The following is a 15,114-nucleotide window of genomic DNA, read 5'->3' on the forward strand; positions in this document are numbered from 1 at the left end:
GATCACTCTACTGGCCCAACGTGGCCGCCCGCACGCACAGGACGTCGGGCAGGTGCCCCGCCAGCAACTGCCAGCTGTCGCCGTCGTCGTGGCTCGCGTACAGCTCGCCGTTGCGGTTGCCGAAGTAGACGCCCGCCGGGTCCGCGTCGTCCGTGCACAGCGCGTCGCGGAGCACGGTGCCGTAGTGGTCCCCGTCGGGCAGGCCCCGGGAGAGCGGCTCCCAGGTGGCGCCCGCGTCCCGGGTGCGGAAGACCCGGCACCGGTGCCCGGCCGGCACCCGGTCGGAGTCCGCGTTGAGCGGGAAGAGGTACGCGGTGTCCGGCTGGTGCGGGTGCGCGGCGACGGCGAAGCCGAAGTCGGAGGGCAGGCCGCCGCCGATGTCGGTCCACCGGGCCCCCGCGTCGTCGCTGCGGTAGACGCCCCAGTGGTTCTGCAGGTACAGCCGGTCGGTGTCCGCGGCGTCCTGGGCGATCTTGTGCACGCACTGCCCGAACTCGGGGTTCGGGTCGGGCAGGAAGACCGCGGAGACCCCGTCGTTCGACGGCGACCAGCTGGCGCCGCCGTCCGCGCTGCGGAACACCCCGGCCGTGGAGACGGCCACCGTCAGCGCGTCCGGGTCGCGCGGGTCGGTGATCACCGTGTGCAGGCCCTCGCCGCCGCCCCCGGGTTCCCACTTCGACCGGCTCGGGTGCTCCCACAGCGGCCGGACGAGCTCGAAGGAGTCGCCGCGGTCCGTGGAGCGGAACAGCGCGGCCGGCTCGGTCCCCGCGTAGACCACGTCCGGGGCCTCGGGACCGGCGGGGTGCAGCTGCCAGACCCGCTCCAGGGAGGCGCCGGTGTCCTTGGGGAACTTCACGGCCGCCGCGGCCGGCTCGTGCCAGGTCGCCCCGAGGTCGTCGGAGCTGAACACGGACGGTCCCCAGTGCAGGCTGTCCGCGCCGACCAGCAGCCGCGGCGCGGGCCCGCGCCGGTCGACGGCGACCGCGTAGACGGCCTGGGCGTTGAAGTGGGGCCCGTCGAACTCCCACGCACCGCCGCCCTGCCGGCGGCCGATGAAGAGTCCTTTGCGGGTTCCCACGAGCAGTAGTACGTCGGCCATGGCCGGCACCTCCGGACGTCGTTGTCCCTGGCGGGATCTTCCTTCGGGCTTCCCGCCCGGACCACGTGTGCTGCGTGGCCCGTGCGGGTCTTTCCGGCCAGTCTGCACCCGCCCACCGACAGTGGCCCGGCGGGCACCGCCGGGGGTACGGGCCTGATCGGTGCAGATCATTTACCCGATCATTTACCCGACAGAAATGACCGCTGCTTGCATAGAGGTGTTCACAATGGATTGACTTCAGGCCACTGCCGCCCGCATGGAAAAGGACCTACGTGGCCACCGAGCACCTGTCGCCGCTCGACCTCGCCTTCTGGCGGATCGAATCCGCCGCCCACCCCGTGCACCTCGGTGCCCTCGCCGTCTTCGACGCCGCCGGACCCGGCGCCGCCGAGCACGCCGCCGAACTGCTCACCGCCCGCTGCGCCGCCGTGCCGGGCCTGCGCCGCCGCATCCACGACGTGCTGCTGCCGGTCGGAGCGGCCGCCTGGTCGCCGGACCCGGACTTCGACGCGGCGCGGCACGTGTTCCTCGTACGGACCGGGGACGCGCCCCCGCACGAGGCCGCGGGCCCGCTCATGGCCCGGCCCCTCGACCGGGACCTGCCGCCCTGGGAGGCGCACGTGCTCGCCGGGCCCGGCCCCGACGCCTTCGCGGTGCTGTTCAAGTTCCACCACGCGCTCGCCGACGGGCTCGGCGCGCTCGCGCTGGCGGCCTCGCTCTTCGACGAGGGCCCGGCCCCGCGCGCCGCGGCCCGCCCGGTCCCCGCCCAGCGGGACGCCGGCTCCGCCCTGCGCAGGCTGCCCGGGGCCCTGGCCGCCCGGGTGCAGGACGTCGGCCAGGCCCTGGAGATCGGCGCCGCCGTCGCCCGCGCCGGGCTCCCGCTCGGCGTGCCCGGGGCGCTCGTCGCCGACCCGGACGGAGCCGGGGCCCGCACGGTCGCCGGCCTCGCCCTCGACCTCGACGAGGTCAACCTGGTGCGCAAGGCCGCCGGCGGCACCGTCAACGACGTGCTGATCGCGATGGTCGCGGGCGCGCTGCGCCGCTGGCTGGAGGAGCGCGGCGACCCCGCCCCCCGCGGGCCGGGCCCGCGCGCGCTGATCCCCGTCTCCCGTCGCGGCCGGGCCGGGGCCGGCGGCAACCGGCTCTCGGGGTACCTGCTGCGGCTCCCGCTCGCCGAGCGGGACCCGCTGTTGCGCCTGGACCGGGTGCGGGTCGCCATGGACCGCAACAAGGACGCCGGGCCCGCCCGCGGCGCCGGGGCGGTCGCGCTGCTCGCCGACCACGTCCACCCGCTCGGCCACCGCCTCGGCGGCCCGCTCGTCGCCCAGGCCGCCCGGCTGCTCTTCGACATCCTGGTCACCAGCGTCCCGCTGCCCGGACTGACCTTCTCGCTCGGCGGGAGCCGGGTCCGCGAGGTCTACCCGCTCGCGCCGCTGGCGCGCGGTCAGTCGCTGGCGGTCGCGGTCTCCACCTACAAGGGGACGGTCCACTACGGGCTGGTCGCCGACGCGGCCGCCGTGCCCGATCTGGCGGCCCTGGCGGACGCGCTGCGCGCGGAGCTGGACGCACTTGTACGAGAGGTCTCGTAGTACGAGAGAATTCGTAGTACGGTGGATCTCGTACTTAGCCGCCGATCCCCGGCGTGCCCGTGACGTCTGGAGAGTCCTGATGAGTGCTGCCCCCACCGCCTTCGCCGCCCTGTTCGCGCCGTACGTCCTGCGGTCGGTCACCGTCCCTAACCGCGTGTGGATGGCGGCCATGTGCCAGTACAGCGCCGAGCCCTCCGGGCCGAACCGGGGCGTGGCCGGCGACTGGCACTTCGCGCACTACGCGGCCCGCGCCGTCGGGGGCGCCGGACTCATCGTCCAGGAGGCCACCGCCGTCTCCCCGGAGGGCCGGATCTCCCCCTACGACCTCGGCATCTGGAACGACACCCAGGTCGAGGCGCTCCGCCGGATCACCGCCTTCGTGAAGGCGCAGGGCGCGGTTCCCGGGATCCAGCTCGCCCATGCGGGCCGGAAGGCCTCCACCGACCGGACCTGGAAGGGCGGCGCCCCCGTCGGCCCGGAGGCCCACGGCTGGCGGCCGGTCGCCCCCAGCGCGGTGCCGTTCCACGAGGGCCACCCGGTGCCGGACGAACTGACCGTCGATCAGATCCACGAGGTGACCGCGCAGTTCGCGGCCGCCGCCGAGCGGGCGCTGGCCGCGGGCTACGAGGTCGTGGAGGTGCACGGCGCCCACGGCTACCTGATCGGGGAGTTCCTCTCCCCGCACAGCAACCGGCGCACCGACGCGTACGGCGGCTCCTTCGAGAACCGCACCCGCTTCGCGCTCGAAGTGGTCGACGCCGTACGGGCGGCGTGGCCCGGGGACCTCCCGCTGTTCTTCCGGATCTCCGCCACCGACTGGCTGGAGGAGGACGGCTGGACCGCCGACGAGACGGTCCGGCTGGCCGCCCTGCTCCAGGAGCACGGGGTGGACCTCCTCGACGTCTCCACCGGCGGCCTCGCCCCCGGGGTGACGATCCCGGTCGGCCCCGGCTACCAGGTGCCGTTCGCGGCCCGGGTCAAGGCCGAGACCTCGCTCCCGGTGGCCGCCGTCGGCCTCATCACCGAACCGGAGCAGGCCGAGAAGATCCTCGCCAACGGCGAGGCCGACGCGGTGCTGCTCGGCCGCGAACTGCTGCGCGACCCCTACTGGGCCCGCCGCGCGGCCGCCGAACTCGGCGCGGAGCCGCGCACCCCGGAGCCGTACCACCGCTCCTGGTGAACCGGACGCGGCGCGGACGCCCCCGTCCGCGCCGCGCCCCACCGGTCCTACGACGGCTCTCGTACGATGGGGCCGGGCGCGAAGGGCCCCGCCGAGCCGGCCGGGTGAGCCGCGCCGGCCGAGCGAGTCGAGCGAGTGGAGCAGGGACATGACGGAACACGACACGGCCCGCGCCCTCGCCCATCCCGAGGCCGCCGAGATCCGGCTGGAGGGCGTGCTCCACGCGCTCTCCGACCCGGTCCGCCTCTCCATCACCCGGGACCTCGCCGTCTCCGCCGCCGACCTGGCCTGCTCGCACTTCGACCTGCCGGTCACCAAGTCGACCACCACGCACCACTTCCGCGTACTGCGGGAGAGCGGCGTCGTACGCCAGACCTACCGCGGCACCGCCAAGCTCAACGCCCTGCGCCGCGAGGAGCTGGAGGCCCTCTTCCCGGGTCTCCTCGACTCCGTCCTCACGGCGGCGGCCGCCGAGGAAGCCCGCCTGGCGTAGGCGCCTGCGCGCTCGGCCGCGTCCGGGGTCCCGCCCTACGTCGGGCCGGCCGCCCCCAGCAGCCCGGCCCAGTCCGGGATCTTCACCGAGCGGCGGCCCAGCGAGCGCCCGAGCTCGCTCTCGGCCGCCTCGATCGTCAGCCACCCCGGCCACCGCACCGGACACAGCCCCGCCGCGCGCATCGCGTCCACCGGGTCGCCGGGCAGCTCGCGCCCCGCCAGCCGCCCCGCGTCCTGGAGCAGCGAGGACGCCGTCTCCTTCGCGCAGGGGCGGTTGGTCCCGATCACCCCGGTCGGGCCGCGCTTGATCCACCCCGCCACGTACTCGCCCACCGAGGCCCGGCCCGCGCGCAGCACCCGGCCCGCCGCGTGCGGGACCGTACCCCTCACCGGGTCGAAGGGCAGGCCGGCCAGGGGGACGCCGCGGTACCCCACCGAGCGCAGCACCAGCTGCGCCGGGACGTCCTCGTACGCACCCGTCCCCGTCACCCCGCCGCGCCCGTCCGGGGCGGTCCGCTCGAAGCGCACCCCGGTGACCCGGCCGTCCGGGCCGCCCAGCACCCGCGCCGGCCGCAGGTAGAACCGCAGGCCGACCGCGCGCGCAGTGCCGCCGGGGCCGCTCAGCGCCCAGCCGCGCAGCGCCTCCAGGTTCCGCCGCGCCACCGCGGGCAGCGCGGCGGCCGCGCCCGGATCGGCGTACGCGGGGTCCAGGGCCAGCTCGGCGGGATCGACGCGGACGTCCACCCCCGGCAGCGTGCCCAGCTCCCGCAGCTCCTTGGTGGTGAACTTCGCCTGCGAGGGGCCGCGCCGGGCGACCATCGCCACCGCGCGCACCCCGCTGTCCCCGAGCGCGCCGAGCGCCGGCTGCGGCATGTCCGTCGGGGCCAGCTCGGCCGCTCCCCGGGCCAGGATCCGGGTCACGTCCACGGCGACGTTGCCCGCGCCGACGACCACCGCCGACTCCACCCCGGCCAGGCCGAAGGCGGCGGCGGCGGCGTCCGGGTGCCCGCTGTACCAGGCCACGAAGTCCGTCGCGGAGTGCACCCCCGCCAGGTCCTCCCCGGGGACCTCCAGCAGCCGGTCCCGTGCCGCCCCCACGCAGTACACCACCGCGTGGTAGAGCTCCAGCAGCCGTCCGGTGGTCAGGGCCTCACCGCCGACCTCGACGTTCCCGAGGAAGCGGACCCGCTCGTCCTCCAGCACGGTGCGCAGGCTGCCCTGCAGCGACTTGATCTTCTCGTGGTCGGGGGCGACCCCGTAGCGCACCAGTCCGTACGGGGCCGGCAGCCGGTCCAGGACGTCGACCCGGACGCCGGGCACCTCGCGCTGCTGCACCAGGGTCTGCGCGGCGTAGACCCCGCTGGGGCCCGATCCGACGACGGCGATGTGAAGCACGGCGGAGCTCCTCACGCGGGTGGTCCCCAGCATGACACCGGGCCCCGCGGCCGTCAGCCCATGGCGCGCATCCGGTGGATCTCGGCGCTCTGCGTGGCCACGACCTCGTTGGCCATCTCCTCGACGGCCACGTTGTTGCCGCCGGCGAGTGCCTCGCCGGCCATCTTCACCGCGCCCTCGTGGTGGGCCGTCATCAGCCTGAGGAAGAGCCGGTCGAAGTCGGCCCCCGAGGCCGCGGCCAGATCCGCCAGCTGCTGCGGCGTCGCCATGCCCGGCATCGTGCCGTGGTCGTGCGGGTGCGCGCCGGCGTCCGACTGCGGCGCCGGATGGCGGGCGGTCCACTTCTCCATGGCCCCGATCTCGGGCTGCTGGGCGGCCGTGATCCGTTCCGCCAGGCGTTTGACGCCGTCCGCGGCGGCCCGCGCCGGGGCCAGCGCGCTCATCGTCAGGGCCTGCCGGTGGTGCTCGATCATGTTCCGCACGTAGGCGCGGTCGGCGGCGTTCGCGCTGTCGTCGGGCTTCTCCCGCGCGGCCTGTTCGGGGGTGAGGGTGCGCGCCTTCTCGCCGGGTCTGCCCGGCGCGACGATCACGGCCCGGCCGTCGTCCGCCCGGTCCTGCGGTGCGTCCGCCCCGCAGCCGGCGAGCGCCGACAGGAGGCCGGCGGCCACAACCGCTCCGGAGAATCGGCCGAGTAACCCTTTTGCCATGTCCATGGAAAGGAAGATACTGCCGGGGTCCTGGTTCCGCGCCCACCCGGCGCGGAACCGATCGGACTCCCAATGGAGGGCACAGTGACCTCGTTGCACACCATCAGAGTGCGGAAAAGGAGTCTGGGAGCGGTCGTCGCGGCGGCCGGGCTCGCCATGCTCCTGGCCGCCGGCCCGGCGGCCGCCACCCCCGACCCGGGTGACTTAACGCCGGGCACCGGCGGACAGCAGGGTTCCGGCCTCGTCGAGGGCCGGGAGCTCGCCCCGGGTGAGATCCCCGGCCAGGACGAGATCGTGCACAGCGCCAACATCAAGCCGCTGGCCAACATCCCGAGCGCCGACCCCACCGTGATCAACTCCGACCTGGCGTTCCAGGGCAGGTACGCGTACGCGGGCAACTACAACGGCTTCACGATCTACGACATCGGGAACCCGAAGGCGCCGAAGACGGTCACCCAGGTGCTCTGCCCGGGCGGGCAGAACGACATCTCCGTCCACGGCGACCTGCTCTTCCTCTCCACCGACTCCTCGCGCAGCGACGACTCGTGCAACAGCGTCTCGCAGCCCGCCACGGAGAAGTCCTCGTGGGAGGGCATCAAGATCTTCGACATCAAGGACAAGAAGAACCCCAAGTACATCAAGTCCGTCGAGACCGCCTGCGGTTCCCACACCCACACCCTGGTGCCGGGCAGCCGCGACATCTACCTCTACGTCGCCTCCTACTCCCCGAACGAGGCCTTCCCCGACTGCAAGCCGCCGCACGACGGCATCTCGGTGGTGAAGGTCCCGAAGAAGGCGCCGACGAAGGCCGCGGTCGTCGCCTTCCCGATCCTGTTCCCGGACGGCGGCAACCCGGGCGGGCCCACCAACCCGGGCGTCTCCAAGACCACCGGCTGCCACGACATCACCGTGCTGCCGTCGCGGAACCTGGCCGCCGGCGCCTGCATGGGCGACGGCATCCTCTTCGACATCAGCAGGCCCGAGCAGCCACGCGTGATCGACCGGGTGCAGGACAACGTGAACTTCGCGTTCTGGCACTCGGCCACCTTCAACGAGCGCGCGAACAAGGTGGTGTTCACCGACGAGCTCGGCGGCGGTGGCGGCGCCACCTGCAACGAGGCCACCGGCCCCAACCGGGGCGCCGACGGGATCTACGACATCACCGGCCGCGGCGACCAGCGCAAGCTCGCCTTCCGCAGCTACTTCAAGATCCCGCGCCACCAGGCCGACACCGAGAACTGCGTGGCCCACAACGGCTCGCTGGTCCCGGTCGGCGGCGGCCGCGACATCATGGTCCAGGCCTGGTACCAGGGCGGCATCTCGGTCTGGGACTTCACCGATTCCTCCAAGCCCAAGGAGATCGGCTACTTCGAGCGCGGCCCGCTCACCACGGACGCCCTCGGGCTCGGCGGGTCCTGGTCCGCGTACTACTACAACGGCCACATCTACTCGAACGACATCACCAAGGGCCTCGACGTGCTCAGGCTCGACGACTGGCGGACCGTGAGCGCCAAGTGGGTGCGGATGGACCGGCTCAACGTCCAGACCCAGCCCGAGTACCACTAGCGACCGGCCGACGCCCCACGGGCCGTCGTGCCTAGGGGGGTGTCGTCACATTCGTTCCTGCCGTCCGGGCGTACGAAAAGACTTTGACGACACCCCGTAGCGGGGAAACGTTCCGCCGGGCGGTCCTCCGTCCGGCGGAGCGCCGAGCTCCCAGTCCAGCCCGTACCGCTGGAACAGCTCCGCCCGCAGCCGGGACGCCGGCATCGGCGCCCCCGGCAGCAGCACCGCCACCACCGCGCCCATCAGCAGGGCCCGCAGCAGCGGGTAGTCGGCGTCCACGTCGGCCGAGCCGTACCGGGCCACGGTGTCCCGCAGCAGCTCGGCGAGCCGCTGCTGCTCCTGGCACCGGACAAACCCCTCCGCCTGCAGGATGCCCGCCATGTGCGTCCGCATCAGCCGCGGCTGGTCCCGCGCCAGCCCCAGGACGGCGTCGATGGCGCGGGCGAGGCGCTCGCGGCCCGCGTCCGCCCCGGCGGGGCGCGGTTCGCGCTCCAGCGCGGCGTGCAGGGTCAGGTGCATCAGCCGGTGCACCGCCGACTGCAGCAGCTGCCGCTTGCCCGGGAAGTAGTACGAGACCAGCCCCCGGGCCGCGCCGGCCCGGTCGGCGATGTCGCCCAGTTTCGTCGCCTCGTAGCCCCGCTCGGCGACGAGCTCGACCGTGGCCTGCAGCAGCCGCTCCCTGGAACGTCTGCGCAATTCTTCATTGACCGATGCGCTGCGCGGGACCATGCTTGCTCCTGCTGCGTTGACTGGCTCCGAGCCAATATACTCAGCGTTCGGGGTCGCCTGCTCTGGGTGACACGGGGGATCGCCCAGAGCAGGCACGCCCGTGACCGCCGTACGCGCACGTCGCCAGAGCCACCACGGCCACGCCCAACAGCCAGCCCGCGAGCACGTCCGAGGTCCAGTGGACCCCGAGGTAGAGCCGCGTGAAGCCCACCCCCAGCACCGAGACGACGGCCACCGCCCAGGCGGACGCGACCGCCCACCGCGGCGTCGCGCCGGGGAGCAGCCACAGCAGCATCCCGCACACCACCGTCGCGGTCATGGCGTGGCCGGACGGGTAGGCCGCGTAGTGCGCCGAGTCGACCGGGTCCGGCCACTGCGGCCGCTCCCGCCCCACCAGGGCCTTCAGCCCCTGCTGCACCACCGACGCCACCACCGCCGCCAGCGCCACCCGCAGGGACCGCTGCCGGTCGCCGCGCCACCACAGCGCGACGCAGGCCGCGGCGGCCAGCGCGCGCATCGTCCAGGGGTCCCACACCCAGTCGGAGAGCACCCGCATCAGCTGCGTGGTGCCCGGATCGGCGATCGCGCGGGCGTGCAGATCGCGGGCGATCCGGCCGTCGAGCGAGAGCAGCGGCTCCCACCGCGCCACCACCAGTACGGTCAGGGCGACCGCCGCCGCCACGCAGCCGATGCCGGTCCGGCGCAGGTGTAGGTCGTCGTTCCGCATGCGCCCGATCCTCGCACCGGCGGCGGCCGTGCCGGGCGCGGGCGCGCCCGCCGCGCCGCGGCCGCGGGTGCCCGGGGCCGCTACGCCAGCGCGCTCAGGCCCGGTACGAACGCCACCAGCAGCGGCACCGCCGGCACCAGCGCGGCCAGTGCCGTCAGCCGCAGCCGCCGGCCGGGCGACAGCCGGGGCGCGGCGGACAGCAGCCGCCGTACCCGGTGCGGCACGTGGGCCTGCGGAGCGGGGGACGGACCGAACACCCCGCGGTCCTCGTTGAGCCCGACCAAGGCCAGCGCGATCGTCAGCCGTCCGAAGCGGCGCGAGGCCACGTCGTCGGCGGCCAGCTCGACCAGGCGGTCGATCTCCGCCTCGAACGCCGCGAAGACCGGCACCTGCGGGAACCCCCCGGCCAGCGCGCGCGAGCAGTGCAGCAGCCAGTCGTGCCGGGCCGCGGCGTGGCCCTGCTCGTGGGCGAGGACGGCGTCCAGCTGGCTCCCCTTGAGGCGGGCCAGGGCCGCCGTCGTGACCACCAGCTGCGGGGCCGCGCCGGGCAGCCACCAGGCGTCCGGCCGCGGGCCCTCCAGGACGACGAGCCGCGCGCCCGCCGGGTCCTCGCCGGGCAACAGGGGTGCCCGTAGGCGCAGTTCGGTGTCCCGGGCCCGGCGCCGGGTGCGCGCCCGGAGCACCTCGCGGCCCAGCATCGCCCCGGTCCACAGCGCTCCGGCGGCCAGCGCGAGCGCGGTGCCGGTGGCCCAGGTGCCGCCGGAGGCGCCGAGGGCGTAGGCGTCGACCACACCGTGCGGGGCGGCGGCGAAGAGCCGGCCGCGGACCGCCTGCCAGGCGGCCGCCGCGCTCAGCAGCATCGACAGCCCGAAGCACAGGAGCACCGCGGCCACCACGCACTGCCACACCCACAGGGCGACCACGGGTTCGCGCTCGGGCCACCGGGCCCGGCGCAGCAGGCGGGGGGCGAGCACCGCGGTCAGGGCGCCGAGCAGCAGGAGTGCGGCGGGGACCATCATGTCCGCCAGCCTATGAGCGCGGGCCTACCTGCGGGTACGGCCCCGGGGCTTTGGTGACGCACGACACGTTTCCGCGGGGCGTCACATCGTGAGCAGCATGGCCAACATGCCGATGCCCATGGCGAGTCGGCAGGCCCGGACCAGCTCGGCCGGCCTCGGCGGGGCACCCGCGGCGGAGGCCGCGCCTCCCCTTCCGGCCGCGCCCGGGCCGTCCCCGCCGCCGCCCGCCGCCACCAGCCGGGCCCCGCCGAGCAGGACGTACCCGGCGAAGTAGACGAGCAGCGCCCCGGTGACGAGCGGCACGCCCGCGGCGTTCCCGTGCCCGCCCCCGTGCCCCGGGCCGGGGCCGCCGCCCGTCATCGTCAGCGCCATGTACGCCATGGCCAGCGAGCCCACCAGGTGGTGCGCGTGGTGGGGGCCGTCCCGCAGCAGCCACAGGGCGTGCGCCGCCGCCGCGCAGAAGACGGCCAGCAGCAGCGGAGGCCCCCACGCCCCGGTCCCCGCCGGAACGGCCATCAGCGCCATGCCGAGGCCCATCACCGCCTCGCCGGCGGTCGCCCCGCGCGCGTCCCGGCCCGCGCTGCCCGCCCGTACCAGGCAGTACGCACCGCTCGCCGCGCACAGCAGCACCAGCAGCCAGGAGGAGAGGGCGGGGGACATGGCGGAACCGTGCACGGCGGAACCTCCCGGTTCGTCGGCGTCACGGGAAGAGATGCCCGCCCCGGACGGCCCGCACGCCGCCCCGGGTTACGCTCCTTGGCGTACCCGGCACGTCATGTGTGCCAGCGCGCAGAACGGAGCCACCGATGTCGACCGCCGACCCCACAGCCCTGACCTTCCGTACCGCGGTGGAGGCGGACGTGGACGAGCTGGTGGCGCTCGTCGAGTCCGCCTACCGGGGCGACGCCAGCCGGGCCGGCTGGACCACGGAGGCCGACTACCTGGACGGGCAGCGCACCGACGCCGGGGGGGTGCGCCAGATCATCGCCGGTTCCGACAGCATCCTGCTCGTCGTCGAGCGCGAGGGCGGGATCGTGGCCTGCTGTCACCTCGAACACCGCGGCGACCACGCCTACTTCGGGATGTTCGCGGTCCGCCCCGGACTGCAGGGCGCCGGCCTCGGCAAGGAGATCCTGGCCGAGGCCGAGAACCGCGCCCGCGGGACGTGGGGCGCCAAGGAGATGCGGATGACGGTGGTGAACGTGCGGGAGGAGCTCATCGCCTACTACGTCCGCCGCGGCTACCGGCGCACGGGCGAGCTGAGCCCCTTCCCCTACGGCGACGAGCGCTTCGGCGTCCCCCTCCGGGACGACCTGGCCTTCGAGCTGCTGGTCAAGTCGCTCTGAGCCGGCCGGAGGCGCGCCGCCGCCTCACGCGGTGAAGCGGCCCGTGCTGCGGATCTCCGGGAAGTCCGTGGCGGCGCCGTCCAGCCCCAGGGCCCGGGCGAGCCGCAGCAGGTCCAGGGTGTCGACCGACCGGGCCGTCACCCGCAGCCCGGCCGCGTGCGCGGCCTCCACGGTCTCCAGACTGATCCGCCGGATGTCCAGGGCGAGCGTCGCGGCGCCCGCGGTCAGTGCCCGGGCGACGAGCGCCCCGCTGTCGCCGCCGACGGTGTCCGCGTGCAGCGAGGTCCGTACGCCCGGCACCAGCCGGGCCGCCCCGGCCAGCAGTGCGTCGTCGCGGGAGGCCACCTCCACCCGCGCCGTCAGGTCGCGGCGGAGCACCAGGTCCGCGAGCGCGTCCGCAGCGGCCCGGTCGCGGACCGTGACCTGGAGCGGCGCCCGCACCGACGCGAGCACCTCGTCGAGGACCGGTACGCGCTCGCCGAGGCCCGCGTCGAGTGCGCGCAGCTCCTCCAGGGTCAGGTCGGCCACGGCCCCCGAGCCGTCGGTGGTCCGGTCGACCTCGGGGTCGCGGAGGACGACGAGGACACCGTCCTTGCTGAGCCGGACGTCCAGCGCGATGACGTCCATGCCGGAACGCTCCGCGTGCAGGAAGGAGCGCAGGGTGTTCTCCGGTTCGACACCCATGACCCCGCGGTGACCGATGGTGAGGAAAGTCAAGGTTCTCTCGCTTCCGTCGACGGCGGCCCCGCGCGGCGGCGGTGTTCCGGCCGACCGCGCGCGGTGAGGTGGCATGCTAGTGCGCCCGCCGTGCGATGGGACCGCCCGTGCAGCACCCCGCGAGGGCCCTCGTGGCCGCATCCCGCCGGGGTCGGGCCGCCCCCGGCGAGCGGCCCGGGGGCGCAGCGTCACCCGGCCGTGGGCGCGTCCCCGCCGGCTTGACGCGCAGGTGCCGCGGCGTCCGTGCCGGCCGGAGCTCCGGCCGGCGGCGGGGCGGAGCGGGCGGCCGCGCGGGCCGCGGGACCGGGGCCGGGCGGGCCCGCGGGATCGGCGAGATCCGCCAGGAGGGCCCGGGTCAGTTCCAGCTCCGCCAGGTGCTGCCGCTCGCTCCAGCGCAGGGCGAGCGCGGGGAAGGTCCACTCCGCCGCGCCGTCCGCGTGCTCCGCCGCCGCCCGTACGGCCGCCAGCTCGCACCGGGTGCGCTCGATGTGCTCGCCGACCATCGCCCGCAGCCGCTCCGGCTCGGCCAGGTGTCCCAGCCAGACCCGGAGCAGCAGTCCGTGCTTGAGCACCGGGGGCCCGGCCCCGGCCGTGTCGGCGGCCCAGCCGGCCAAGGCGCCGCGCCCGGCGCCGGTGATCGCGTAGCGCCGCTTGGCCCGGACCTCCTCGGGTCCCGAGCGGGCGGAGGTCGCGTAACCCAGCTCCTCCAGGCGGCGCAGTTCCGCGTAGATCTGGCTGATGGCGGGCGACCAGTAGAAGAAGCGGAGCGACGAGTCCGCCCACTTCTTCAGCTCGTAACCGGTCCGCTCCCCGGGAAAGGAGAGCAGACCGAGGACCGCCCAGGCGGTCGGCGGCAACTCCGGAACCTCCGGAAGATTCTGACTGCTGGTCATGTGCGTGCGTGCCCCCGGGGTCGTCCTGGTCCGGGTCTCCGGCCAGGATGATCACCCTACGCACCGGGTGCGGTGCCGGTGTCCGGCGGGACGGGGCGGAGCGCCTGCTTCCACCCTGAATGACGGGAAAAATTTCGGTGCAGCGGGGGGTGACGCAGGACATTTTCCTGAGGTACCTCTTGAGTAGAAGAGCCTCCCATGCCTACCCTGTGCCGACGTGAGGTTCTCCTGTGGAGGAAGTGACATGACGGAAACTCTTGTGCCGGGTGCCGGCGGTGCCGCGATAACCGCCGGTGCGCGGGTGGTCGACCACCCCGCGTGGCCCGAGCTCAAGGCCGCCGTGGAGGAGATCCGCCCCTGGCAGGGCAAGGACGGCTCCATCGACTTCGAGGCCGAGGGCGCCCACGGCCGCGCCACCGTCCTGGCCGCCGTCGAGCGCGCCGTCGGCGCCGTCGAGGCGCTCTCGCCGCTGCTCCCGCACGCCGCCGCGTACCACCGGGCGCTCATCGCGGACCTGCGCAAGTGGGCCGCGGACGACTTCCGGGTGCCGGACTTCCTCGACTCCCTGCTGGCCTTCCACCCGGCCGCCCAGCGCGCCGACGGCCTCCAGCACCTCGTCGTCTTCCCGATGTACACCCAGAACGGCAACCCGGACCGCAACCTCGAGGCCGTCGTGCTGAAGATGGTGTGGCCCGAGTGGCTCTCCGAGCTGGAGCGCACCCGGTACGACAACCCGCTCTTCCTCGGCATCACGCTGGAGGGCTTCACCCCCGGCTACGACACCCACTCCGCGGTGCTCTTCCCGGAGACCATCGCCGTCCGCGAGGCCCCCGAGCGCTTCACCTGGGGCGGCATCTTCTGCGACCGCGAGGCGGCCCGCTACCGCAAGGTCACCGAGGCGGCCGTCGACATCCTCGGCATCGAGCTGCCCGAGGACATCGCCGCCATGGTCGGCGACCAGGAGCGCTGCGAGAAGGCCTTCGTCCTGTGGGACATGGTCCACGACCGCACCCACAGCCACGGCGACCTGCCGTTCGACCCCTTCATGATCAAGCAGCGCCAGCCGTTCTGGATGTACGGCCTGGAGGAGCTGCGCTGCGACCTCACCGCCTTCAAGGAGGCCGTGAAGCTGGAGTCCGAGGGCAACGAGCACGGCCGCGACGTCCAGTACGCCGTCCTGTTCGACCGGATGTTCCGCTTCCCCGTCTCGGGCGACCGCAACCGGAACTACGACGGCCTCGGCGGCCAGCTGCTCTTCGCGTACCTCCACAAGCACGACGTCGTGCGCTGGACGGACAACAAGCTCAAGATCGACTGGATGCGCGCCCCGCAGGTCACCAACCAGCTCTGCGCCGAGATCGAGGAGCTCTACCGCGCCGGCATCGACCGCCCGAAGCTGGTCCACTGGTTCAAGGCCTACGACCTGGTCTCGACGTACCTCGCCCCGCACCCGGGCTCCACGTGGGCCAAGGGTCCCGACGCCCTCGACACGACGCAGCCGCCCCGCAAGCTGGTCGACGACGTGCTTCCGGACGAGTTTCCGCTCAGCATGTTCTACGAGGCCCTCGCCAAGAAGCTCAAGGGCGTGATCGCCTCCACCAAGGGCATCACCGCCCTCAACGCCGAAGAAGCCGAGCGGGTCGCCGCGTGAGCGA

The 15,114-nt window shown here is 74.4% G+C and carries 15 protein-coding genes; 6 read left to right on the forward strand and 9 right to left on the reverse strand.

The genetic code is table 11. The features are described from left to right. Positions 1-7: 7 nt before the first annotated feature. A complete protein-coding gene (locus tag ACZ6S8_RS25170; protein WP_469459290.1) occupies positions 8-1,099 on the reverse strand; it encodes a WD40/YVTN/BNR-like repeat-containing protein in 1,092 nt (363 codons plus the stop codon). Between the two features lie 272 nt (positions 1,100-1,371). On the opposite strand from ACZ6S8_RS25170, the gene ACZ6S8_RS25175 reads away from it, so the two are divergent. The 3 genes from ACZ6S8_RS25175 (at position 1,372) to ACZ6S8_RS25185 (ending at position 4,361) form a co-directional block, all read left to right on the forward strand. Continuing rightward, positions 1,372-2,688 (forward strand): wax ester/triacylglycerol synthase family O-acyltransferase, encoded by a 1,317-nt coding sequence (locus ACZ6S8_RS25175; RefSeq protein ID WP_469459292.1) that lies wholly within the window; start codon positions 1,372-1,374, stop codon positions 2,686-2,688. 79 nt (positions 2,689-2,767) lie between these two features. Next, positions 2,768-3,868 (forward strand): NADH:flavin oxidoreductase/NADH oxidase, encoded by a 1,101-nt coding sequence (locus ACZ6S8_RS25180; protein ID WP_469459294.1) that lies wholly within the window; start codon positions 2,768-2,770, stop codon positions 3,866-3,868. 148 nt (positions 3,869-4,016) lie between these two features. Further along, the gene (locus ACZ6S8_RS25185) at positions 4,017-4,361 is read left to right on the forward strand and encodes an ArsR/SmtB family transcription factor (protein ID WP_469459296.1); all 345 of its coding nucleotides are present in this window, start codon (positions 4,017-4,019) and stop codon (positions 4,359-4,361) included. Positions 4,362-4,396: 35 nt separating this feature from the next. Here ACZ6S8_RS25185 and ACZ6S8_RS25190 read toward each other — a convergent pair whose 3' ends face one another. Together ACZ6S8_RS25190 and ACZ6S8_RS25195 are read right to left on the reverse strand one after the other, a co-directional pair. Continuing rightward, entirely contained in the window at positions 4,397-5,755 is a 1,359-nt protein-coding gene (locus ACZ6S8_RS25190) for an FAD-dependent oxidoreductase (RefSeq protein WP_469459298.1), read from the reverse strand. Positions 5,756-5,808: 53 nt separating this feature from the next. After that, positions 5,809-6,468 (reverse strand): DUF305 domain-containing protein, encoded by a 660-nt coding sequence (locus ACZ6S8_RS25195; RefSeq protein ID WP_469459300.1) that lies wholly within the window; start codon positions 6,466-6,468, stop codon positions 5,809-5,811. Between the two features lie 78 nt (positions 6,469-6,546). Here ACZ6S8_RS25195 and ACZ6S8_RS25200 point away from each other — a divergent pair, with 78 nt between their 5' ends. Continuing rightward, the gene (locus ACZ6S8_RS25200; protein ID WP_469459302.1) at positions 6,547-8,028 is read left to right on the forward strand and encodes an LVIVD repeat-containing protein; all 1,482 of its coding nucleotides are present in this window, start codon (positions 6,547-6,549) and stop codon (positions 8,026-8,028) included. 45 nt (positions 8,029-8,073) lie between these two features. Here ACZ6S8_RS25200 and ACZ6S8_RS25205 read toward each other — a convergent pair whose 3' ends face one another. From ACZ6S8_RS25205 to ACZ6S8_RS25220, 4 genes are all read right to left on the reverse strand, one after another. Further along, positions 8,074-8,757: a TetR/AcrR family transcriptional regulator gene (locus tag ACZ6S8_RS25205; RefSeq protein ID WP_469459304.1), complete on the reverse strand. Its 684-nt coding sequence runs from the start codon at positions 8,755-8,757 to the stop codon at positions 8,074-8,076. Between the two features lie 40 nt (positions 8,758-8,797). Further along, on the reverse strand, positions 8,798-9,484 hold the full coding sequence (locus tag ACZ6S8_RS25210; RefSeq protein ID WP_469459306.1) for a phosphatase PAP2 family protein: 687 nt from the start codon (positions 9,482-9,484) through the stop codon (positions 8,798-8,800). A gap of 80 nt (positions 9,485-9,564) precedes the next feature. Further along, positions 9,565-10,503: a M56 family metallopeptidase gene (locus ACZ6S8_RS25215; RefSeq protein WP_469459308.1), complete on the reverse strand. Its 939-nt coding sequence runs from the start codon at positions 10,501-10,503 to the stop codon at positions 9,565-9,567. A gap of 81 nt (positions 10,504-10,584) precedes the next feature. Continuing rightward, positions 10,585-11,163 (reverse strand): DUF5134 domain-containing protein, encoded by a 579-nt coding sequence (locus ACZ6S8_RS25220; protein WP_469459311.1) that lies wholly within the window; start codon positions 11,161-11,163, stop codon positions 10,585-10,587. 146 nt (positions 11,164-11,309) lie between these two features. On the opposite strand from ACZ6S8_RS25220, the gene ACZ6S8_RS25225 reads away from it, so the two are divergent. Further along, complete coding sequence (locus tag ACZ6S8_RS25225; protein WP_469459313.1) at positions 11,310-11,849, forward strand: GNAT family N-acetyltransferase; 540 nt, start codon at positions 11,310-11,312, stop codon at positions 11,847-11,849. 24 nt (positions 11,850-11,873) lie between these two features. On the opposite strand, the gene ACZ6S8_RS25230 is transcribed toward ACZ6S8_RS25225, so the two are convergent. After that, positions 11,874-12,566 (reverse strand): glycerophosphodiester phosphodiesterase, encoded by a 693-nt coding sequence (locus ACZ6S8_RS25230; protein WP_469459315.1) that lies wholly within the window; start codon positions 12,564-12,566, stop codon positions 11,874-11,876. Between the two features lie 188 nt (positions 12,567-12,754). Further along, on the reverse strand, positions 12,755-13,459 hold the full coding sequence (locus ACZ6S8_RS25235) for a PadR family transcriptional regulator (RefSeq protein ID WP_469459317.1): 705 nt from the start codon (positions 13,457-13,459) through the stop codon (positions 12,755-12,757). Positions 13,460-13,703: 244 nt separating this feature from the next. Here ACZ6S8_RS25235 and ACZ6S8_RS25240 point away from each other — a divergent pair, with 244 nt between their 5' ends. Further along, positions 13,704-15,110 carry a DUF6421 family protein gene (locus ACZ6S8_RS25240; RefSeq protein ID WP_469459319.1) on the forward strand — a complete coding sequence of 469 codons (1,407 nt, stop codon included), beginning with the start codon at positions 13,704-13,706 and terminating at the stop codon, positions 15,108-15,110. The last annotated feature ends 4 nt before the right edge of the window (positions 15,111-15,114 follow it).

The organism is Streptomyces sp. NPDC048461, assembly GCF_055587105.1.

Excerpts from the sequence above, each read along its gene's own strand:
- ACZ6S8_RS25240 (WP_469459319.1), top strand. The coding sequence starts at position 13,704 with ATGACGGAAACTCTTGTGCCGGGTGCCGGCGGTGCCGCGATAACCGCC.
- ACZ6S8_RS25220 (WP_469459311.1), bottom strand. The coding sequence starts at position 11,163 with ATGTCCCCCGCCCTCTCCTCCTGGCTGCTGGTGCTGCTGTGCGCGGCG.
- ACZ6S8_RS25170 (WP_469459290.1), bottom strand. The coding sequence starts at position 1,099 with ATGGCCGACGTACTACTGCTCGTGGGAACCCGCAAAGGACTCTTCATC.
- ACZ6S8_RS25180 (WP_469459294.1), top strand. The coding sequence starts at position 2,768 with ATGAGTGCTGCCCCCACCGCCTTCGCCGCCCTGTTCGCGCCGTACGTC.
- ACZ6S8_RS25225 (WP_469459313.1), top strand. The coding sequence starts at position 11,310 with ATGTCGACCGCCGACCCCACAGCCCTGACCTTCCGTACCGCGGTGGAG.
- ACZ6S8_RS25210 (WP_469459306.1), bottom strand. The coding sequence starts at position 9,484 with ATGCGGAACGACGACCTACACCTGCGCCGGACCGGCATCGGCTGCGTG.
- ACZ6S8_RS25185 (WP_469459296.1), top strand. The coding sequence starts at position 4,017 with ATGACGGAACACGACACGGCCCGCGCCCTCGCCCATCCCGAGGCCGCC.
- ACZ6S8_RS25235 (WP_469459317.1), bottom strand. The coding sequence starts at position 13,459 with ATGACCAGCAGTCAGAATCTTCCGGAGGTTCCGGAGTTGCCGCCGACC.
- ACZ6S8_RS25215 (WP_469459308.1), bottom strand. The coding sequence starts at position 10,503 with ATGATGGTCCCCGCCGCACTCCTGCTGCTCGGCGCCCTGACCGCGGTG.
- ACZ6S8_RS25205 (WP_469459304.1), bottom strand. The coding sequence starts at position 8,757 with ATGGTCCCGCGCAGCGCATCGGTCAATGAAGAATTGCGCAGACGTTCC.
- ACZ6S8_RS25195 (WP_469459300.1), bottom strand. The coding sequence starts at position 6,468 with ATGGACATGGCAAAAGGGTTACTCGGCCGATTCTCCGGAGCGGTTGTG.